At 33.5% G+C, this 21,641-nt stretch carries 15 protein-coding genes, 1 tRNA gene, 1 other RNA gene and 1 riboswitch; of the genes, 8 read left to right on the top strand and 9 right to left on the bottom strand.

From position 1 onward, the window contains the following. Window positions 1-335 precede the first annotated feature (335 nt). A non-coding RNA gene (gene ssrS / locus AC4CVH_RS05160) (6S RNA) lies at window positions 336-512 on the top strand. Between the two features lie 78 nt (window positions 513-590). Here the strand turns inward: ssrS and AC4CVH_RS05165 are convergent. The 3 genes from AC4CVH_RS05165 to polA are packed head-to-tail and all read right to left on the bottom strand — an operon-like array spanning window position 591 to window position 4,436. Next, window positions 591-1,136 carry a lytic transglycosylase domain-containing protein gene (locus AC4CVH_RS05165; RefSeq protein WP_490786681.1) on the bottom strand — a complete coding sequence of 182 codons (546 nt, stop codon included), beginning with the start codon at window positions 1,134-1,136 and terminating at the stop codon, window positions 591-593. A gap of 13 nt (window positions 1,137-1,149) precedes the next feature. Beyond that, a complete protein-coding gene (coaE, locus tag AC4CVH_RS05170; RefSeq protein WP_490786682.1) occupies window positions 1,150-1,779 on the bottom strand; it encodes a dephospho-CoA kinase in 630 nt (209 codons plus the stop codon). A gap of 20 nt (window positions 1,780-1,799) precedes the next feature. Then, the gene (gene polA, locus AC4CVH_RS05175; RefSeq protein WP_490786683.1) at window positions 1,800-4,436 is read right to left on the bottom strand and encodes a DNA polymerase I; all 2,637 of its coding nucleotides are present in this window, start codon (window positions 4,434-4,436) and stop codon (window positions 1,800-1,802) included. A 232-nt stretch (window positions 4,437-4,668) separates the two neighbouring features. Between polA and AC4CVH_RS05180 the strand changes: the two genes are divergently transcribed. The 3 genes from AC4CVH_RS05180 to AC4CVH_RS05190 all read left to right on the top strand — a co-directional run bounded on the left by AC4CVH_RS05180 (window position 4,669) and on the right by AC4CVH_RS05190 (window position 7,192). Continuing rightward, on the top strand, window positions 4,669-5,301 hold the full coding sequence (locus AC4CVH_RS05180) for a hypothetical protein (RefSeq protein ID WP_490786684.1): 633 nt from the start codon (window positions 4,669-4,671) through the stop codon (window positions 5,299-5,301). Between the two features lie 173 nt (window positions 5,302-5,474). Next, window positions 5,475-6,167, top strand: coding sequence for an iron-sulfur cluster assembly scaffold protein (locus AC4CVH_RS05185; RefSeq protein WP_490786685.1), 693 nt, complete (start codon window positions 5,475-5,477; stop codon window positions 6,165-6,167). A 23-nt stretch (window positions 6,168-6,190) separates the two neighbouring features. Next, window positions 6,191-7,192 (top strand): GGGtGRT protein, encoded by a 1,002-nt coding sequence (locus AC4CVH_RS05190; RefSeq protein WP_490786686.1) that lies wholly within the window; start codon window positions 6,191-6,193, stop codon window positions 7,190-7,192. Between the two features lie 75 nt (window positions 7,193-7,267). Here the strand turns inward: AC4CVH_RS05190 and AC4CVH_RS05195 are convergent, their stop codons facing one another. Then, window positions 7,268-7,816 carry an MEDS domain-containing protein gene (locus AC4CVH_RS05195; protein ID WP_490786687.1) on the bottom strand — a complete coding sequence of 183 codons (549 nt, stop codon included), beginning with the start codon at window positions 7,814-7,816 and terminating at the stop codon, window positions 7,268-7,270. Window positions 7,817-8,160: 344 nt separating this feature from the next. Between AC4CVH_RS05195 and AC4CVH_RS05200 the strand changes: the two genes are divergently transcribed. After that, window positions 8,161-8,245, top strand: a tRNA-Leu gene (locus AC4CVH_RS05200). A gap of 24 nt (window positions 8,246-8,269) precedes the next feature. Here AC4CVH_RS05200 and AC4CVH_RS05205 read toward each other — a convergent pair. Continuing rightward, entirely contained in the window at window positions 8,270-10,804 is a 2,535-nt protein-coding gene (locus AC4CVH_RS05205) for a Ryanodine receptor Ryr (protein WP_490786688.1), read from the bottom strand. A gap of 184 nt (window positions 10,805-10,988) precedes the next feature. Continuing rightward, a riboswitch (TPP riboswitch) is annotated at window positions 10,989-11,092 on the top strand. Between the two features lie 65 nt (window positions 11,093-11,157). On the opposite strand from AC4CVH_RS05205, the gene thiM reads away from it, so the two are divergent. Together thiM and thiE are read left to right on the top strand one after the other, a co-directional pair. After that, complete coding sequence (gene thiM, locus AC4CVH_RS05210; RefSeq protein ID WP_490786689.1) at window positions 11,158-11,967, top strand: hydroxyethylthiazole kinase; 810 nt, start codon at window positions 11,158-11,160, stop codon at window positions 11,965-11,967. Next, entirely contained in the window at window positions 11,958-12,572 is a 615-nt protein-coding gene (thiE, locus tag AC4CVH_RS05215) for a thiamine phosphate synthase (RefSeq protein ID WP_490786690.1), read from the top strand. The genes thiM and thiE overlap by 10 nt, the downstream gene beginning before the upstream one ends. A gap of 28 nt (window positions 12,573-12,600) precedes the next feature. Here thiE and pepT read toward each other — a convergent pair whose 3' ends face one another. The 4 genes from pepT to thrC all read right to left on the bottom strand — a co-directional run bounded on the left by pepT (window position 12,601) and on the right by thrC (window position 20,183). After that, window positions 12,601-13,845: a peptidase T gene (pepT, locus tag AC4CVH_RS05220; protein ID WP_490786691.1), complete on the bottom strand. Its 1,245-nt coding sequence runs from the start codon at window positions 13,843-13,845 to the stop codon at window positions 12,601-12,603. After that, entirely contained in the window at window positions 13,829-17,515 is a 3,687-nt protein-coding gene (gene addA, locus AC4CVH_RS05225; RefSeq protein WP_490786692.1) for a helicase-exonuclease AddAB subunit AddA, read from the bottom strand. The genes pepT and addA overlap by 17 nt, the downstream gene beginning before the upstream one ends. Window positions 17,516-17,532: 17 nt before the next feature. Next, on the bottom strand, window positions 17,533-18,603 hold the full coding sequence (locus tag AC4CVH_RS05230; protein ID WP_490786693.1) for a sensor domain-containing diguanylate cyclase: 1,071 nt from the start codon (window positions 18,601-18,603) through the stop codon (window positions 17,533-17,535). Between the two features lie 89 nt (window positions 18,604-18,692). Beyond that, the gene (gene thrC, locus AC4CVH_RS05235) at window positions 18,693-20,183 is read right to left on the bottom strand and encodes a threonine synthase (protein ID WP_490786694.1); all 1,491 of its coding nucleotides are present in this window, start codon (window positions 20,181-20,183) and stop codon (window positions 18,693-18,695) included. A 272-nt stretch (window positions 20,184-20,455) separates the two neighbouring features. Between thrC and AC4CVH_RS05240 the strand changes: the two genes are divergently transcribed. Next, window positions 20,456-21,619 (top strand): aminotransferase class V-fold PLP-dependent enzyme, encoded by a 1,164-nt coding sequence (locus AC4CVH_RS05240; protein ID WP_490786695.1) that lies wholly within the window; start codon window positions 20,456-20,458, stop codon window positions 21,617-21,619. The last annotated feature ends 22 nt before the right edge of the window (window positions 21,620-21,641 follow it).

Below are 21,641 nucleotides of genomic sequence, written 5' to 3' on the forward strand. Positions count from 1 at the left end.
CCTTTTTCCTTATATCCCTTAATCATTCTGTTTATATGTCTAACAGTGCAGCCTAACTCAATTGCAGCTCTCTGCTTGTTACCATTACTATCTATTAACTTCTTAATAACTTTATATTTTAATTCTTCATTCATTTTTAAATATACCTTTCTAATCATGTCCACCTCATTTCTTTGTCATGAGGTTTATTATATTATAAATTTGCTTTTTGGGACATAATCAACTTTGGTATACTAAGACATTATCATCTTTCGTTCATATTACTTATTGAAAATGTTTGCAAAGTTGTTGACAGGCAAATCAATAAGTCTTATAATAATAATCGTAAACAGTTTAATCTTCTAGGATATTTGTCAGGCTTTAGTTTGAACCTACATTATTTACAAGGGAGTTCAATATTTAGATGTTAATATGTAACCTTTGAGACGTAGGAAATGATAGACGCATCTGTGAGAACACCCACCTATCGAGAGATAGGTGTCAAATAAAGTCAGCGGTATTTTGGATTTAAATCAAAAATAAAGAGAGATGCAGTGTCTCTCTTTTTTTGTATGTATAAATAATCATAGGAATATAAATTGAGACAGAGCTCAATTTATATTCCTATACAGCTTTTTGTATACTTTATAGTTCACATTTACCTTTTTAACATATTTGTCGGTTTCTTTAAATGGTATATAATGCAGATTTTTTCCGTCTGAAGAATGTTCTTTAAGCCACTTTTCTACATTTCCTCTCCCGCCATTGTATGCAGCAAGCACAAGATCCGTATTTCCATCAAACTCATTTTCAAGGTTTCTAATATACCAACAACCCATCTTTATATTGAACTCAGGGTTTTCAAGCATATTCTCATAAAATCCATAAATACCCATTTTATCTGCCGCCCACTCTGCCGTGTCAGGCGTTATCTGCATAAGCCCAACCGCATTTTTATTTGATCTGACATTTTCCTTGAATCCACTTTCTGTTTTAATAATGGCCATAACAAGGTACGGATCCACATCATATTTTTGTGAATATTCCAGTATATACTTTGAATACTTAAGCGGATAAAAATGGTGTACTATATTTTTTACATTTACTATAATAAAAACTATTACAAGGATTGTAATCAATCTTTTGGCAAACTTCAATGTCAAATATGCCCTAAATACTTAATTCAGGACATTTCACCCCCTTGTACTTGACAGATATTTTATTAAATATATCCTTCAAATTTTGTTTTGTTTCATAAATATCCTTTGAATTATCCAATATAAAACTAGCATATTCTCTCTTGCTTTCAAGTTTCATCTGAGAATCAATTCTTTTCATTACCTGATCAATATCGAATTTATCTCTTTCCATAACTCTTTTAACCTGTGTGTCCAAGTCTACCCACACTAAAATAACTTCATCCATAAAATCATTAAATCCATTCTCTATGAGTGTTGGTGCATCAAGTACACACATGAATTCCCCTTTGTCTTGAAATTCTTTCATTATAGACAATATTTCTTCCTTTATGTATGGAATTATAATATCTTCATATTTTTTTCTCAGGTCTTTATTTGAAAATATAAAATTTCCAAATTCCCTTCTCCTGAATTTTCCATTTAAATCAAAAAAACTTTTTCCAAACTGTTTCTTTACCTCTGTCATTATACCTGGATATTTATTTAAAACATTTCTGCTTACAACATCCGCATCTATTATGGAAATATTATTTGCACTCAGTATGGAAGATACAGTGCTTTTCCCACTTCCTATACCTCCTGTAAGACCTATCTTCAACATAGCGCTCTCCCTGAATAACATTATTTTATTTCATACCAGTTTTCTCCCCAATTCATATCAACCTCAAGGGGAACTTTAAGTTTTACACAATTCTCCATCTGAAATTTAAGTATGCTCTTTACTTCTTCCATTTCATCTTCATACACATTAAGAATCAACTCATCGTGTACCTGAAGTATAAGCCTGCTTTTTAATTTTCTATTTTTAAGTTCATTATAAACATCAATCATTGCAATCTTTATTATATCTGCAGCACTGCCCTGTATAGGTGTATTCATGGCAAGTCTTTCCCCAAGAGCCCTCAAAATCTTGTTTCTTGAATGAATCTCTTTTATAAAACGCCTTCTATTCATTATAGTAGTAACATATCCCTGCTTCTCGGCACTTGCAACTATGTCATCCATATACTTCTTTACATTCGGATATCTGTCAAAGTAAGTCTCTATATAGAGCTTAGCTTCGTTTCTGCTTATATTCAGATCCTTTGCAAGACTGAAATCACCTATTCCATAAACTATGCCAAAATTGACTGCCTTTGCACTGCTTCGCTGTTTGCTTGTGACTTCTTCAAAAGGAACATTGAAAACCTCAGATGCAGTCTTTCTATGAATGTCACTATGATTTTTAAAAGCATCTATAAGATTTGTGTCATCTGCAATATGCGCAAGTACTCTGAGCTCTATTTGTGAATAATCTGCAGACAATATTATACACCTTTCATTCTCTGGTACAAACACTTTTCTTATCTCCTTGCCCATCTCATACTTTATAGGTATGTTCTGCAAGTTCGGTTCAGTACTTGAAAGCCTTCCTGTAGCTGTTATAGTTTGATTGAAATTGGAATGTATTTTTCCATCACTGTCCACAACCATGCTCAACCCTTCAACATAAGTGGAATATATTTTCGACAACTGCCTGTAATAAACTATCTTTTCTATTATAGGATGTTTATCCATAAGTTTTTCAAGAACCTTTGAGTTAGTGGAATATCCAGTTTTGGTTTTCTTTATAACTGGAAGATCAAGTTTTTCGAAAAGAATTTTTCCAAGCTGTTTAGGTGAATTTATATTAAATTCCTCCTCGGCAAGCTCATATATTTCCTTCTTTACATTTTCTATTTCCTTTTCAAACCTTACTCCAAGCTCTGATAACATCTTACTGTCTACACAAAATCCCTCACACTCCATAGATGAAAGAACCCGCTCAAGAGGCATTTCAATATCGTACATCAGTTTTTCCATATCTGCTTGTTTTATCTTGTCTTTTATGTTTTCATAGACTGGCTTCATAAATAATGTTGATTTTTCAATCAGCATTTCATCATCAATATTTACATAAGACCCCGAATAAGCATTTATAACATCCGTCATTTCAAATTTATCTGCTGGGTTCAAAAGATATGCCCCTATCTTGATGTCAAATTCCACATTCAATAGACTTATTCCCATTTTATACAGTATATTATAGAGAACTTTAATGTCAAATCCTACCTTGCTTATATTCATATTTGAAAAAATATCTTGAAGATACTCCTTCAAAACCTCCGCATCTTCTTCCATCATCTTTCTTATATGAATTATATATATACGTTCCCCAAAATTTATAAAAATATCTTCTATATAACCCTCTGTATATACATTCTCCTTGGAGGCCTTAAAATTTATATACATCTTTTCATGTTGTGTTTTATTATTTTGGATATATTCTACAAACTTCTTCATTTCAGTTATACTGCCTATATCTTCAATATCAAGTTCAACTTCAGCTGTTCCCTGCCTATTATCTTCAAATCCAGGAATTTTATCAAGAAGTCTCTTAAACTCCAGATTTTCAAACAGCTTTTTTAATTCTATAAAGTCATAGTCTTCACTTGACTTTATAGACTCCATATCTATGTCAATTGGTACATTTGTAACAATTGATGCCAGTTTCTTGCTGAAAATAGCCTGCTGCATGTATTTTTCTAGATTTTCCTTTAACTTTTTCCCCTTGATATTATCTATGTTTTCAAATACATTTTCAATGCTTTTATATTCCTTTATAAGTTTAAAAGCTGTTTTCTCACCTATACCTGGCACTCCCGGTATATTGTCGGACTTATCACCCATAAGTCCTTTTACATCTATAAACTGCAGAGGCGTTATACCATAATCTTCAATCATTCTACTTTTATCATATATCTCTTTTTCTGTTATTCCTTTTTTAGTAATGACTATATGCGTATTATCCGAAGCAAGCTGAAGCATATCCCTGTCTCCTGTTACTATATATACTTCCATTCCTTTTTCTTCGGCAACTTTGGACAATGTACCCATTATATCATCGGCTTCAAAACCATCAACTTCAAATATATTTATAGCCAAGAGGTTCAATACCTTTTTCAAAATTGGAAACTGCTCCGAAAGTTCCTGAGGCATTTTCTTTCTTCCAGCTTTATATTCATCATATTCTTTATGCCTGAAAGTCGGGGCACTCCTGTCAAATGTACAGACTACATAGTCCGGCAATATATCATCCTTCATCTTAAAAAGCATATTTATAAAGCCATAAACTGCATTTGTATGCAAACCTTCTCTGTTGGTAAGTTCCGGCAGTGCATAAAATGCCCTGTTCATCAAACTATGTCCATCCAATATCAACAACTTTTCATTAGCCATTTGATTTCTCCTTTTCTCAATGCTGTAACTATTAATATTCTATCACATTATCTTTCTATTGTAAGACCTTACATTACAGTACAGTCAATTTTTAACCCTCCTGTGTTATATTACTGTATATTTAACTGTATTTGCCCAATCTTTTGGATATAATTCTTGTTTTCACCATAAAATCCTATTTTTAAAAATTATCCAAAAAGACTAAAATTATTATTAGTCAGGGGGGAGTTTTATGATTTTAAGTTACAATTCAAATGCTGGCATTCCACTTTTTAAATGCACCTTGTGTGGAAAATGCTCCGGCAATATTGAATCGATTTCATATACTGATATAAAAAACAGGGGCTGCTGCTGGTATTTCCCTGAATACAGACTTGTGGACATAAAAAATATACTGATGAATGGAAAACTTTGCTTTATAAAATATTTAATTTCACTTCCAAATTCCAAAGTTGGAAAATTTTCTATAAAAGTCTTTGGGAAATTTTTTAAGAAACAGTACACAAGGTTCTTAAACTCAGACTCAAAAAAGTATGATGGATTCAATACTTCATTATTTTTCAAATTGTGTCCGTTTCTCGGCAAAGATGGATGTACCATAGAAACCTTTATGAGACCCCATCCCTGTAATTTGTATCTATGCAGAGAAGTAATAAAATCATGCGGTGATTTGTATGCGAGGTATTCCACAGAACGCAGAGACTACTATGCTTATTGCAATTATGTAGATGAGTGTTTAAAAGAAGACCTGACCAAAAACTGCGCAAATTTCATTGACAGTCCTGAAAAATCCATCGAAATTATAAAAAACTCACGTATACCAAGCTTTTGCTTCAGAAATATAAATACCATACATTTTAATTGAGGAAATCTCACAGTTAAAACTTTTCCTCTGTATCTATTGTGGTATAAGTGTATATTTGGTAAAATTAATTTGTTTGTTGAATATTTATACCCTGTCCGGGATTGTTTTAGTCCCGCTGGGATAATTTCAAAGTTACATATAAATTATTTATAAATAAAGAAGGGAGATAAAATATGATTTATTCAACAGAAGTAGACAGAATGTGTTGTGTAGCCAAGGGTCCCAACCATGGTCCCGCTCCAATTCCAGAGGAGGGAAAATGGGTACAGGCCAAGGAAGTAAAAGATATATCAGGATTAACTCACGGCATAGGTTGGTGTGCCCCTCAGCAAGGTGCCTGTAAACTCACTTTGAACGTTAAGGATGGAATAATACAGGAAGCTCTTGTTGAAACAATAGGCTGCTCTGGAATGACTCACTCAGCTGCAATGGCATCAGAGATACTTCCAGGCAAGACAATACTAGAAGCATTGAACACAGATTTGGTATGTGATGCAATAAATGTTGCCATGAGAGAATTATTTCTACAAATAGTTTATGGAAGATCACAGACTGCATTTTCAGAAGGTGGACTTCCTATTGGTGCCGGACTTGAAGACCTTGGAAAAGGACTTAGAAGCCAAATCGGTACAATGTATGGAACGAAGAAAAAAGGTACAAGATATCTTGAAATGGCAGAAGGTTATATAAACCACATAGCTCTCGACAAAGACAATCAGGTTATAGGATATGAATTCATAAGTCTTGGAAAAATGATGGACTTTATAAAAAGCGGTATCGAACCTGCTGAAGCTGTTAAAAAAGCTACTGGTACTTACGGAAGATACGATGAAGCTGCAAAAATCATAGACCCTAGGCAGGAATAAAAGGATAGGAGGAGAAAAGTATTATGGCATTATTTGAAAGTTATGAAAGAAGAATAGATCAAATCACACCTGTACTTAAAAAATATGGTATGAATTCACTTGAAGAAGCTAAGGCAGTTTGTGATGAAAAGGGCGTAGATGCCTACAACATAGTAAAAGGCGTTCAGCAAATTTGTTTTGAAAATGCCTGTTGGGCTTACACAGTAGGTGCCGCAATAGCAATAAAAAAAGGTTGCAAAAAGGCTGCAGATGCTGCAGAAGCTATAGGTGAAGGCCTTCAATCATTTTGTATTCCAGGATCTGTTGCAGATGACAGAAAAGTTGGTATAGGTCATGGAAATCTTGCTGCAATGTTATTACGTGAAGAAACAAAATGTTTTGCTTTTCTTGCTGGACATGAATCATTTGCTGCTGCAGAAGGTGCAATTGGTCTTGCAAACTCAGCAAACAAAGTAAGGAAACAACCTCTTAGAGTAATATTAAACGGTCTTGGAAAAGATGCTGCTTTTATAATCTCAAGAATAAACGGATTTACTTACGTCCAGACAAAATTTGATTATTACACTGGAAAATTGAATATAGTCAAAGAAACTGCATATTCAGACGGTGAAAGGGCAAAAGTAAAATGTTATGGTGCTGATGATGTAAGAGAAGGTGTTGCAATAATGCATCATGAGGGAGTTGACGTATCAATAACAGGTAATTCAACAAACCCAACAAGATTCCAGCATCCAGTTGCCGGAACTTATAAAAAAGAATGTATAGAACAAGGTAAAAAATATTTTTCAGTTGCATCCGGCGGCGGTACAGGAAGAACTCTTCATCCTGACAACATGGCAGCAGGTCCTGCTTCCTATGGAATGACAGATACAATGGGAAGAATGCACTCAGATGCACAGTTTGCAGGTTCTTCATCAGTACCTGCCCACGTTGAAATGATGGGACTTATAGGCATGGGAAACAATCCTATGGTAGGTGCATCCGTTGCTGTTGCAGTTGCTGTAGAAGAAGCAATGAACAAATAATCAACATTGAATTTGCAGGAAGTTCTGTATTGTTCCATTTCAGAACTTCTTTTTTTATTTGAACGCTACTATTTATCAAACATAGAGAAGTTTTTTTGAACTCACGATTTCTCCTCTGTATAATCTGTAAGGATGAGTTTTATATGATTCCTGAATAATTTCATCGTTGATAATTTTTTTATCTTTTACATAATCCTCAAAATCGTAAAGGCACATTACAGAAGATCTGCTTCCACGTATAATCTCATTTATGTCAGCATCAAATTTCAAAAAATCATCTTTAGAAGTTCGTACTATAAACTGACTTACATCCAATATTATTCTAATTCCTTCGTATCCATTCCTTATAATTTTACCTTCAAAGTGACTCAACTTTTCCTGCATTTCTTTTATTTTTGGAGACTTGCCGACTAAATTTTCGAGTTCTGAAATATTAATACTGTTTTTTTCATTAATATCAATATACTTTCTAATACAATCATATACTCTGCTGCCTGAGAAAATACATATAAATTGATTTTTTCTAATACCCTGATTTACATATTTATGCATATTTATACATAAATGTTCCAATCCAAAATAGTAAAATGAAGAATGAAATCCAAAAATATTTTTATTAATCATAATTTATTTATCCTCACAATTAAATTTATTATTTATATTCTACATAATATTCAAATACTCCTCTTAATATTAATCATTTTTTATTATCTATATCAATTTTTATTATTTCACCACTATTTTAAGACAGTATTTTAAATCCTTTACATATTATAACACATCATATTATTCCATATATTTTTACAAATTTCATTATACATGATTACTTATTTATTATACTACCATATTCCATTAATTTCCATAGTAAAATTCAAAAACTTATTATTTGTTACAATCATAAAATGCAAAATTTCTCTTGACCTGGAATGTCTTATGTGATATTATAATTTATGTTGTTTGTCAAATATGCCGATGTGATGGAATTGGCAGACTTGCTTGACTCAAAATCAAGTGTCTTCGGGCGTGTCGGTTCGAATCCGACCATCGGCACCATGAATCATAAAAAAACCTCATTACTTAAATGAGGTTTTTTTCATTTGTGTTCTGGGATAATCCAAACTTCAATCTTTGTATTTTAAAACCAACCTCAGCAAACATTTCCGGCCAGCATCTGACATAACTTTCTACTTCCCTGGATAACAGCTCAAAAAAAGTGCTTTCATTAATTTCGGCGCTCAAATACTTTTCTTCACATTTCGCCAGCTCTTCAATTTCACTCTGACTAAATTCTGCAATTTCATTTTTCTTTATATCCAACACTGAAATCAATTCATAATGAACCTTATACAACATATCAGGAATACCTTTTATATTCTTTCTAATGCAGTCTTTTTGCTCCTTGTCAAGTCTCCTCCAGCATTCATCCGGTTTAATACCATCAACCTCATGTTTTTCATATATACTCATTAATTTATAATTAAAAACAATACAAAGTTCTTCAATTCTCTCACTAAAAAATTCTTCTTTCATCATATGACGATAAAATTCATCTTCATCAACATGAAGTCTCAACTGGTCTTTTGGCGGAAGGTACGACTGTTCCCACTTTTTGGCTCTCGTAAGCCTGCTCATTTCAAGTATGGCTTCCATTGACCTTGATTCGTGTTTATAATTGCTTATTTTAAGCAGTGCCCTCAGTACACCTCTGTCTATCTGTGCTTCTCCCCTTTCATTTATAAGATGTGGAACCTTCCTCTCAATAAGCGATCTTAAAAGCATGGCCCTTCTTATTATAAACAACTGATCATTTTTATTATCCGTTTGATTAAGTCCCAAAATATTCACATATCCTCTAAGCCTGCTTATAAAATCAGGACCTTTTGCGCTCTGAAACTCTCTGCTAAACTGCCTGTATTCAACTTCATCCGTGATATTTTCTCCACAAAATTTTTCAAACGTACTGCTTGTGCCACCTGCAAATACAAAGATAGCCTTTCCTATAGGATGTATTGAATTGTCCTCTCTGAACACACCATCCTGCATTGGGGCCAAAAAATATTTGAGCCATCCGAGTTTCTTTTCAAATGTTGAATCAAACTCGTCAAAAAATACCAACGGTATCTTTCCACTAAGAGATATGTCTCTTATATTGTGAAAACTTATAGTCAAATCAGACAATGTCTGAAACTGTGATAAATTAAAGTCCAGTTTCTCAATCAAATTAGGTGCAACGCAGGATGCAACTTGAGTTACTCCAAAAGATTTTCCAGACCCCGGTGTTCCAAATACAGCTATACACAAAGGTCTGACTGTACTTTGGGATAAAATATATTCGGACATTAGATTTTTAATGCTTTTATACGCTTCAAACTCATCTCTGTCCACAGTTTTCAATTTTCCAAACTGGGCTATTGGTATATATTTCAGTACGCTTTTTTCACCGTTTCTAACTATGTCACAGGCTATTTCCGTAAGATTTGCAGAAATTTTGTCATTTATAATGTACCATGATGACTGGTATCTTGGATTCTCTACTCCCGGGATTTCAACATCCTGTATATATTTTTTATATATAAAATCATTTTCACCTTCATTAAAAATTGAATTACTTGGAAACTCACTTTCCACAACATCTTTTCCAAAACCATGTCTGAAGTATTTTTGAGTTGCTACGATTCCTTCTCTTATTCCATCATCTATCAAATCATCCATTGACCTGTTGCTGTCTTTTCCTAAAGCAATAGCTTTTGCAAGACCTGCAGCAAAGCATGAAGTAAGTCCATACATTTTGCCTTGACCCTGTTTCAAAAGATCGCCCTCGAATGCATATGTTAAAAAATACAGTTTTGATTTGATCCCTCCTTCATTTCTATAATATATAGCACCTTCAAGACCAAGCGGTACAATCAACCTGCTGCATTTAGATAAAAAATCAAGACTTGGATTGTTTTTTATCTGCCATACAAAATCAAGTGCAGTTCTTTCCCATGAAATATTCTTGCTTATATTAACCTCTTTTGATCTTAAATCATCACCATTTATGACTACTATGGTGTCCTTCATGTAATACTTTTCTATATGTCTCCACAATTTTGTATTATCAGATGGATTATCCATCTTGTATATAATTACGGGATTACTTTCTGTTTCTTGAAGTGCCATCGGCCAGAATTTTTCATCATTGTTAAAGCCATTATTTTCATCGTCAATAATTATCATGTCGGCATTTTTATTATCATCAACAATAGGAAACAACCTTGGATCTCCAAAATATATTTCATTAAAACCAAGAAATGTTTTTACCCTGTATATCTTTTCTCCATCTTTTTGATCTGGTAAAGAGGGGAAAATTTCCAATTGTATGCTGGAACTTAAAATTCCATCAGGCAAATTATTGTTGTCACAATTTATTTCAGGTGAAACAACCTCTGCTCCTGTAGCTAAAGATACAAACTTTGCCAGAAGCAGTGCTTCACCACAGCTAAGCCTGCTACATATATGAGGATGCTGCTGCCAGCTTAAATTGCTTATATAGCTATTGTTGACTTTCCAAAACAGCCTGTTTACACATATATCACCAGATACAACAATACTAAAGTCTTCAATTTTCATAATTCCACTTCCTTTCTTTATACATATGTCCGCTCAAGATATAAATTCTAAAGCATCTTCAATATCTTCTCTGTTATTGAAGGCAAGTCTACTATAATTTTAACTAAATGTCAATAAAGTTATTGGTCTAAAACTAAAGTTGCAAATTCATATATATGTAGTAAAATTAATAGTGAAAAATGAATAAATTTTGTAGGGGTGCTTGTAAAAAAGCTGAGAAGATTTCAAATCTAACCCTTTGAACCTGATCCAGTCAAAACTGGCGTAGGAAACATACTTGTAAAGACTTTAAGGTATGTTGTTTTTAAAAATAACATACCTTTATTTTAATATATAAGAAGGAGTCGAGTAAATTGAAAGATAAAAATATGGAAAAAGTTTCAGACATATTCAATGAAATGCGTAAAAAATCTCCTCTCGTACACTGTATTACAAATTATGTTACAGTAAATGACTGTGCAAATGCACTTCTTTCTTATGGTGCATCACCTGCAATGTGTGATGCCTATGATGAGGCTTTCGATTTCACAGCTTTATCCCAATCCCTCTACATAAATCTAGGAACACTAAACCGTGAACAGGAAACATCAATCATACTGGCATCCGAATCCGCAAGAATACACAATGTACCTGTAATACTTGACCCAGTTGGATGTCCCGCAATTCCAAAAAGGGCAACTGTAATAAACAAATTGTTTGAACTTGGCCGCATAGATGCGATAAAGGGAAATGCAGGTGAAATAAACTTTCTTGCTGGAAAAGCCTCAAATGTAAAAGGTGTTGATTCCGTTGGCGGGCTTGAAAATGCCCTTGAAAGCTGCATTGAAATTTCCAAAAGACACAATTGTATTACAGCTGCAACTGGTAAAGAAGACTTTATAACTGATGGGAAAAATACCGCTATAATAAAAAACAATACTCCCATGCTGACTAAAATAACAGGGGCCGGGTGCATGCTTGGTGCATTGTGTGCAGCTACTTTAGGCTCCTCGGACGATAAATTTCTTGCTGTTGTCTGTGCAGTACTGTCCATGAATATTGCAGGAGAAGAAGCTTTTAAATCTGCAAATTCCCCTGGAAGTTTCAGAGTAAAACTAATAGATTCAATATACAATTTGACAGGAGAAAAAATTAAGGAGATGGCAAAAGTAGAATGGATATAAACTATAAATTATACCTTGTAACAGACAGACGTTTTCTTAAAGACAAGACATTGAAAGATGCTGTGGAGGAGGCTATTCTTGGAGGAGTTACCCTTGTACAGATAAGGGAGAAATATTCTTCTACAAGAGAATTTTTTGAAATTGCAGTGGATGTCAAAAAAGTTACATCATATTATAAGATCCCCCTAATAATAAATGACAGAATTGATATAGCCCAGGCCATAGATGCCGATGGAGTTCATCTCGGTCAAACTGACATGCCTCTTTTAAAAGCAAGAGAAATCCTCGGCAAAAACAAAATAATAGGAATATCTTCAGGCAGCATACAGGAAGCACTTGATGCTGAAAAAGGAGGAGCCGACTATCTTGGCATAGGTACTGTATTCAATACTGGAACAAAAAAAGACACAAAACACCCTCTCGGAATTGAAGGATTGAAAAAAATATATGACAGCATAAGCATACCCGCCGTTGCAATAGGCGGAATAAATCAAAGAAATTTTAATGACATATTGTCCACAGGTGTGGATGGAATATCAGTAGTTTCTGCAATTCTCAATACTTCCGATATAAAAACTGCTGCTGAAAATCTGATTTTGAAATAGCCATGATTCTAAAAAAGGTTCTGCATGTTTATTCCTGCAGAACCTTTTCAATATCCGATGTTAATTTTACTATGTTCACTATTACCCTAGATGCCTTCTCCATTGCAAAAACAGGAATATATTCATACCTTCCATGAAAATTATGACCACCTGTGAATATATTAGGAGTTGGAAGTCCCATAAATGACAGCCTTGCACCATCCGTACCTCCCCTTATAGGAGATATTTTAGGTTTCACACCTGAAATTTCCATAGCCTTTTTTGCTATATCAACCACATATGCTGCCTGTTTTATCTTTTTCTTCATATTCCGGTACTGTTCTCTTATGTCAATTGCTGCAATACTGCTCCCATATGTTTTTTTAAGTTTATTCACACATTCAAGCATAAAATTTTTTCTGTATTCAAATTTTTCTTCACAGAAATCCCTTATTATATAACTGAGATTTGTCTCTTCAATATTTCCATTCATTGAAACAAGATGATAGAACCCTTCGTATCCACTCGTAGCCTCCGGAATCTCATCTTTCGGAAGCATATTCATGAATTCATTTGCAACATTCATTGAATTTATCATTTTTCCCTTCGCATATCCAGGATGAACATTTACTCCAAATATTGTGAGTTTTGCTGCAGCTGCATTGAAATTCTCATACTCAAGTTCTCCTATTTCGCCACCATCTACAGTATATGCAAATTGTGCCCCGAATTTCTCCACATTAAAATTGTCAGCACCTCTTCCTATTTCCTCATCGGGAGTAAAACATATCTTTATATCTCCATGTTCTATCTCATGATGCAGTGAAATATACTCAACTGCATGCACAATTTCCGATATTCCAGCTTTGTCATCAGCTCCAAGCAAAGTATTTCCATCCGTAGTTATAAGTGTTTTTCCAATATAATTTTTTATTTCAGGAAAATCACGTGTTCTAAGTACCGTGCCTTTTAAACTGTCAAGCACGATATCTCCCCCATCATAGTTTTCAATTATTAATGGCTTTACATTTTTCCCTGAGACCTCGGGACTTGTATCCATATGTGCTATGAATCCTACCGTTGGAATTTTTTTACTTGTATTTGAAGGAAGACATCCCATTACATAGCCATTTTTATCAACAGATACCTCTGAAAGTCCAATGTTTTTCAATTCCAAGCACAACTGCTTTGCAAACTCAAGTTGCCTCACAGTACTTGGCGAACTGGATGACTCTTCACTGGACTGCGTATCAAATTTTATATATCTCAAAAACTTATCATAGACTTTTTCCACTTTGCTTCACCTTCCCCATCAAAACAGGTTTACCTATACTGAAAAGATACAGGTACTTTTCCTTGACTATTTTTCCCGTTATGCTTTCAAGCGCTTTTGAATAGTATTTAATCTGTATCTTATATTTATTCTTTATATCATCGATATTTTCTACATAATCAGTTTTATAATCAACCAGCACCAATCCATCTTCCTCTTCAAAGTAACAATCTATTATTCCCTGAAGAAGTACTTTTTCATTCTTTGAAATATAATCCGGAAGATTGTCATATATCTCTCCACTTTCTACTTCCATATAGAAAGGCACCTCCCTGCGTACATTCAAAGATTTTTTAATTCTCATTCCCAGATCAGATTTAAAAAATTGAAATATCTTCGACGGGGAAATGAACTTTATATCCTCTTTTCTCATAAATTCCCTGTTTGCAAGACTTTCTATCTGCAATATTATATTTTCAATTTTCTCCGTATCACTTATATTTATATGCTGCATTACAAGATGCATAAGTGTACCTCTATATGCAGGTGAAATCTCTTTTTTATCGCGCATAAAATCCGGTATTCTGATTTCCAAACCTTTATTTTCATCAAAATTGGCATTATATTCATTAGAGTCGTCAATAAATCTTTTCTTAAGTTCTGATACAGAAAATTTAGCCGGAATAATTGAAGCATCATAATATTTGTATTTCCAATCAAGTCTCCTGTTAATTTCATCAAAGTATGAACTTTTTCCGCATTCAATTTCAAGACTTTTTATTTCATCTACAATATCAGATTTTTTATTTTCCTTTGGAATATCCGCAATTTTATTTTTATTCCAAAGTTTTACATTCCATTTTGAAACACCCTTAACATCATGAAATTTTGTATAACTGCCTGCAGATGCATCTCTTATTACATTTCCATCTTTGTGTCTGACAAGTGCTTCACATATCCAGTCCATATAGTTCCTCGCCTTTAAAAGAGTGTATGAAGGAACTATTTTTTCACCGTTTATGGACTCTTCACACCACTTTTCAACAGACTTTTCAAGGTTAGCCACTGATCCGGTTATAATAAGCTTTTCTTTCGCCCTTGTAAAAGCAACGTATAGTATTCTCATCTCCTCCGACAAGGTTTCATTCTTGAGCTTATTTTTAAATATTTCCTTTACTACAGTTGTATACTTTACTCTTCTTACACAATCAACGTAATCAGATGCTATTCCAAGCTTCTCGTCAAACATAACAGGTTCCTTCATATCCATGGTATTAAAATTTTTGCCTGCACCTGCAAGAATCACTACTGGAAATTCAAGTCCCTTACTTTTATGTATGCTCATTATCCTAACCACATTTTCATTTTCACCAAGTACTTTCGCGCTTCCCATATCGCCACTGCTCATTCTAAGCTTGTTTATGAAGTTTATAAAATTAAACAGTCCCTTGTAACTTGTTTTTTCATACTGCTCCGCTTTTTGAAAAAGCATCCTGAGGTTTGCCTGCCGCTGAATACCTCCCGGCATAGCACCTGCAAATCCATAATACCCGGTATCCATGTAAATGTACCATAAAAACTCATCTATGGACATATACAATACCTTTTTTCTCCAAATATGCAATCTATTCATAAACTTAGTTATTTTACATTTTAATTCGTCACTGGTTTCATCAGACTTAACACACTCGCTCATGGCCTTGTAAAATGGCATATCTTTATTTGAAATTCTTATATCTATAAGTTCTTCTGGAGAAAAATTTTCTATTGGCGAACGCAAAACTGCAATAAGAGGTATATCCTGAATTGGATTATCTATTATACCTAGAACACTCATTATTGTCTTTATCTCAATTGTATCAAAATATCCCGTAGAAACATCTGCAAACACCGGTATACCACAATTATTAAACTGTTCTACAAAAACCGGAGATAAACCCTTTGTAGAACGCATTAGGACAACTATATCACTGTAGGCTATGCCCCTATAACAAGCTTTTGTCTTGTCATATACACAAACGCCCGATTGTACAAGTTCCTCTATTTTTTTTGCAACAAGCCTTGCCTCAGCCTGTACACCGTCAAAATTTTCTTCTCCTTCGCTTTCATTAGACCTGTCTATTATATGAAGTTCCACACTTTCATTCTCAAAAGTACTGAGCTCGGATTCAGGATATTGAGCCATACCCTGAAGTTCTTCTTCTCTGTCATAGTCAAGCTCTCCCACTTCAGTACACATTATCTGGCCAAATATATAATTCACAGCATCTATTATATTAAATCTACTTCTGAAATTTTTAAAAAGCTTTATCCTCCTGTTTATCGAACCTTTTTTTTGAGAATAACTTTTATATTTTTCAAGAAACAATTCCGGCTTTGCCTGTCTGAATCTGTATATACTCTGTTTTACATCCCCTACCATAAATAAATTCGACATATCATCCTTGCGGCATATCATGTTTATTATGACTTCTTGAACTGAATTACTGTCCTGATACTCATCTATCAGTATTTCTTCAAAAAATTTTCTATAATAAAGTGCAGCATTGGAAGGCGTGATTTGACCGTCTTCATATTTGTCAACAAGTATCTTCATACAAAAATGCTCTATATCATTAAAATCAATTATATCTCTTTCTCTTTTCTTGGAAGAATATTTTTCTTCAAACTCAATTGTCATATCTGTCAGACACTTGATTATTGGATGCATGTCTGAAATGCTTTTTCCTATATTTTCTGCAGTTGATATTTTGTCTTTAATACCATCAAGAGACTTTTTTACAGAATTTTTAGCTTTTTTACTGCTCTCTTTTATGAATACATTATAATCTTTTCCTTTTATCGTTGGGAGTTTTTTAAATGTAAATTCATCTATATTCTTTTTTATCTTATTCCACGACGTAAGCTCCATACACTTCTTGAGTTCATCTATATAATAAACAAAAATTTCCAAATATGGCTTCAAGCAGTCATCAGTTCTCAACTTCTCAGCTGAATTCTCAAGTTTCAATATCATTCCGCCTATTTCTTTTTTAATATTCTGAATCAGTATCTCCGCCCAAGGAGAAATAGAAAAATCAAAACCTGAACCTACACAAAAATTCCGCTCGGCATTTTGAAGCCATTCATGGGGCCAAGGTACACTTTGAACAAATTCATAAAGTGCAACAACAATATCCATAGCCCTCGAATCATCTTTATAACCAAAAGAATCCACAAATTTTAAAAAGTTGTGGTCTTCCTCATCATATTTTTCCTCAAATAATTCCGATACAGCCTCCTGTTTCAAAAGTATACATTCATCGCTGTCTGCAACTCTGAAACCAGGATCAAGGTCTATAAGTTGAAAATTCTCCCTTATAACCTTAAGGCAAAAAGAATGCATAGTCATTATATTTGCCTGATTCAAAAGTGCAAGCTGGCGCTGAAGCCTGCTTGATTCAAAGTTTTCCTCCAGATTTCTCTGAATCTTGTCCCCAATTCTTTCTTTCATTTCAGATGCCGCAGCATTTGTATATGTAACTACAAGAAGCCTGTCTATATCAGTACAGGATTTTTCATCCATGATTTTTCTGATTATTCTATTTACAAGCACAGCTGTCTTTCCCGCTCCCGCCCCTGCTGCAACCAAAATATTTCCCGTTTCAGTATATATGGCTTCCTTTTGTTCTTCAGTCCATTTTTCACTCATTTACCTATCACCTTTTCTCAACAGACCACTTTATCTTTTCCTGAATTTTTTGCCTTGTATAAATTAATATCGGCTTTTCTTATAAGCTTCTCCACGTCATCATCATTATTACAACAACCCCTCGAAACACTTATACCTATAGAAACAGTAACATGGGAAGAAATCTTTCTGTATATAACAGGAGTATCTTTTATCTTGTCTTTGATAAAACTCATTCTTTTACATACATCATCCTTTGTTTTTATATCATACATGTAAATTATAATTTCTTCACCACCGTACCTTGCAGCTATGTCATCATTTCTTATATTATCTCTTACTATGGCCCCAACCTGCCTCAAAACTCTGTCACCATACTGATGTCCAAAACTATCATTGCAGAGCTTAAAATCATCTATATCCATCATCACGATTGCAAAACCAAAATTGCACTTCTTTACCTTTTGATATATAATCGAAAAAAAATAGTTTCTGTTAAAAAGTCCCGTCAAAAGATCCCTTTCAGAATTCTGCTTTATCTTGTTGTAAAGCCTATTATTTTCTATACTAACCGCAATTTGATTGCTTATGGTAGTAAGAAGCTTTATATGACTATTTCCCAGATAATTATAAATCTTATGTTCAGCTATGATTGCGCCAAGTAAATCATCTTTCAAATATATCGGAATGAATATCCCAGAATGTATTTCAATATTATCTTTCCCCTTATATATATTTGATTTTGAATTTACAAGCCAAGTCTTCAATTTATTTATTTTTCCTGAATTAAATTCGAATATACTTCTATGATGACTTGTATCACTTAAATTCGATACCTTGAGTTCCAATTTTCTATTTTCAACCAGATACACACTCGAATAAGTAACTCCTAAAATACCTATCATTATGTCATTCACAGTAGATACTATTTCTCCATTTCTCAAATACTTGTTGACATATTGACTTATTTCAACCATAAGCGACATCATATCAAGTTTTTTATCCAGTTCTATAATTTTCATACTTTGATCCTGTATAATTTTTTCAGCCATTTTTTGATAATCTTCATACTCATTTTTCAATTCATTATACTTTTCCAATAATGACATAAACTTCTCTCCCATTAAAACAGTGTTTGGCATTTTGTGAGAACATATAATGAAACTGCTGTAATCAGAATTCAAAAATCACTTTGATTTTATCTTAAAAGGAAGTTTTTAATCTCACATTTCATTTCCTGTGTCTTACATGTGGTATTGTGCAAAACCTCAGCAGTTTTTAATTTCTCTACTGCTTTTGGAACATTAAGTCCAGAAACTTTCCCCATAATATCAACAAGTTCCATATCAGAATAATTTTTATACTTTTCATTAAGAGCCGTCATAACAGATTTTGTAAATTTAAATGGACTTGCAGTTGAAACTATTATGGTCTTTGTATTGTCACCAGTTTGTGATTTGTATTTACGATAAACTGAGTGTGCAACTGCAGTATGCGTATCTATCAGATAATTGTACTTTTCGAAATTCATTCTTATAGAATCAAGGGTCTCATCCTGTGTTGCAAATCCACCATAAAATGTTTCAAGTCTATTCTTCATATCATCGGTTATAGTGTATCTTCCTTCTTTATTCAAGCTTTCCATAAGTTTTTTAACCATACCTGTATCTCTAGAACTTATATGATATATAAGTCTTTCAAGATTACTGGATACAAGTATATCCATAGATGGAGATATAGTCAAAATAAAATCTCGTACCTTATCATATGTACCTGTAGTCAAAAAATCAAATAGAACTTTATTGTCATTTGAAGCACATATAAGCTTTTTAATTGGAAGTCCCATGCCTTTAGCATAATAGGCAGCCAGTATATTTCCAAAATTTCCAGTCGGAACAACAAAATTTATTTCATCCCCAAGTTTTATTTCATCTCTTCTCACAAGTTCAAGATAACCATGAAAATAATATACTATCTGTGGAACAAGTCTTCCAATATTTATGGAATTTGCAGAAGAAAACATATATCCGCTTTTATCAAGCTCATCTTTCAAAGCATCATCGTTAAAAATGGCCTTTACCTGGCTCTGGGCATCATCGAAATTTCCATCTATGCCTATTACCTTGGTATTGCCACCCTTTTGGGTAACCATCTGTCTTTTTTGTATTTCACTAACACCGTTTTTCGGAAAAAAAACCACAATTTTAGTTCCTTCTACATCCGAAAATCCTTCCAGTGCAGCCTTCCCCGTATCACCTGAAGTCGCTGTGAGTATTACTATATCCTTTTTGAGATTCTGTTTCTTTGCAGAAAGTTTCATAAGATGAGGCAGCAGGCAAAGTGCCATGTCTTTAAACGCAAGTGTAGGTCCATGATATAATTCCATAAAGAAAGCTTCTTTTGTGCTTTTTAAAGGAACTATTTCATCACAGTCAAATTTATTGTCGTACGCCATGTCTATACATTGTATTAGTTCTTCTTGATTTATATCAGTAAAAACTTTTCCTATTATAAATGAAGCAAGCTCTTTGTAATTCATATTCTTGCATTTTTCAAGTTCATTTCCCAAATATGGTATATCATTAGGTACAAATAATCCGCCGTCCTTCGATATTCCTTTTAATATTGCAGAAGATGCCGACAAATTTTCCTGTAGTCCCCTGGTGCTGTTATAATAAATTTTATTCAACTATATCACTCCTTAAAGATAGTTACAAAACCTTTAGTATATAATAACATAGGAATATAAAAGTTAAAAATAAAATTTATCTTAGGAAATATATGTAACTGAAATATGACTAAAATATGACTTGTTGATTTTAGTATACTATATAATACTTTATATGTAAAATGATGTAATCATACATTTTAACTTATTTTTTTAATAGTATAAAAACTAAAATAGTAGTAAACTATTCATTGTTACTTAAATCTATAATTTCAAAGAAGGGAGCTAAACACTTGGGCATATATCTTGACAATGCTGCAACTTCCTACCCAAAACCTGATTCTGTAATAGATAAAATGTACGATTTCATGAAAAACACAGGTGCAACGGCCGGAAGAGGTGCCTATAAAAAAGAGATTGAGTCAGACAAGCTTGTATACAACTGTCGAAAAGCACTCTGCAATCTATTCAATTTTGACAATCCATCAAATGTAATATTTACAGCCAACATAACCGAGGCTCTTAACCTTGCCATAAATGGAATCTTAAAAACTGGAGATCATGTTATTACAAGCAGTCTTGAGCACAATTCTGTTACAAGACCGCTTAATATATTAAAGAAATCAAAAAGCATTGATGTATCGGAGGTCCCCTGCAGCAGTTGTGGAATAACACGTGCAAAAGATGTGGAATCACTTATAAAATCCAATACAAAACTTATTATCTTCACAAACGCATCCAATGTAATTGGTACAATTCAGCCTATACGTGAAATAGGAGAAATTGCAAGAAAACATGGAATAACGTTTCTGGTTGACAGTGCTCAGACTGCAGGAGCATACAAAATAGACATAAAAAACGACAATATTGATATTCTCGCCTTCACAGGTCACAAGAGTCTTCTTGGGCCAACAGGAACCGGTGGCCTCCTTATAAATTCAGACATAAAAATAGAACCACTTAAAGCAGGTGGGACAGGTATAGACTCAAAATATCCATATCAGCCTGAAAATACACCAAATAAATTTGAAGCCGGTACTTTAAATGTAGTCGGGATATGCGGACTTCTGGAAGGATTGAACTTTATAAATAAAACAGGTATAGATGTAATAAGACACCATAAAAATGTACTTGTAGACTATTCACTGGATAAACTTTCAAAAGTTCCAAATATAATTATATACGGGCCTAAAGATTCTCAAAAAATAACAGGAGTTATTTCATTCAATATAAATGGCATACCTTGTGATGAAATAGGCTTCGAACTTGATAAGAAATATGACATAATGGTAAGGGTTGGATTTCACTGTGCTCCTTCAGCACATAGAATAATGGGTACTTACAAAAGTGGTGCCGTGAGAATAGGAATAGGATATTTTAATACGACAAAAGATATAGATTCTCTTGTAAAAGCCCTCGTATGCATTCAAAAATCCAAAAACAGACAGGAGATATAACCATCTCCTGCCTGTTTTTAAT

This window comes from Clostridium pabulibutyricum (genome assembly GCF_058242705.1).

What these genes read in the sequence shown, in the direction of transcription:
- polA (WP_490786683.1), bottom strand. Translation starts at nt 4,436, where the DNA reads ATGGCTAATGAAAAGTTGTTGATATTGGATGGACATAGTTTGATGAAC.
- AC4CVH_RS05190 (WP_490786686.1), top strand. Translation starts at nt 6,191, where the DNA reads ATGGCATTATTTGAAAGTTATGAAAGAAGAATAGATCAAATCACACCT.
- coaE (WP_490786682.1), bottom strand. Translation starts at nt 1,779, where the DNA reads ATGTTGAAGATAGGTCTTACAGGAGGTATAGGAAGTGGGAAAAGCACT.
- AC4CVH_RS05205 (WP_490786688.1), bottom strand. Translation starts at nt 10,804, where the DNA reads ATGAAAATTGAAGACTTTAGTATTGTTGTATCTGGTGATATATGTGTA.
- AC4CVH_RS05185 (WP_490786685.1), top strand. Translation starts at nt 5,475, where the DNA reads ATGATTTATTCAACAGAAGTAGACAGAATGTGTTGTGTAGCCAAGGGT.
- AC4CVH_RS05180 (WP_490786684.1), top strand. Translation starts at nt 4,669, where the DNA reads ATGATTTTAAGTTACAATTCAAATGCTGGCATTCCACTTTTTAAATGC.
- AC4CVH_RS05195 (WP_490786687.1), bottom strand. Translation starts at nt 7,816, where the DNA reads ATGATTAATAAAAATATTTTTGGATTTCATTCTTCATTTTACTATTTT.
- AC4CVH_RS05230 (WP_490786693.1), bottom strand. Translation starts at nt 18,603, where the DNA reads ATGTCATTATTGGAAAAGTATAATGAATTGAAAAATGAGTATGAAGAT.
- addA (WP_490786692.1), bottom strand. Translation starts at nt 17,515, where the DNA reads ATGAGTGAAAAATGGACTGAAGAACAAAAGGAAGCCATATATACTGAA.
- thiE (WP_490786690.1), top strand. Translation starts at nt 11,958, where the DNA reads ATGGATATAAACTATAAATTATACCTTGTAACAGACAGACGTTTTCTT.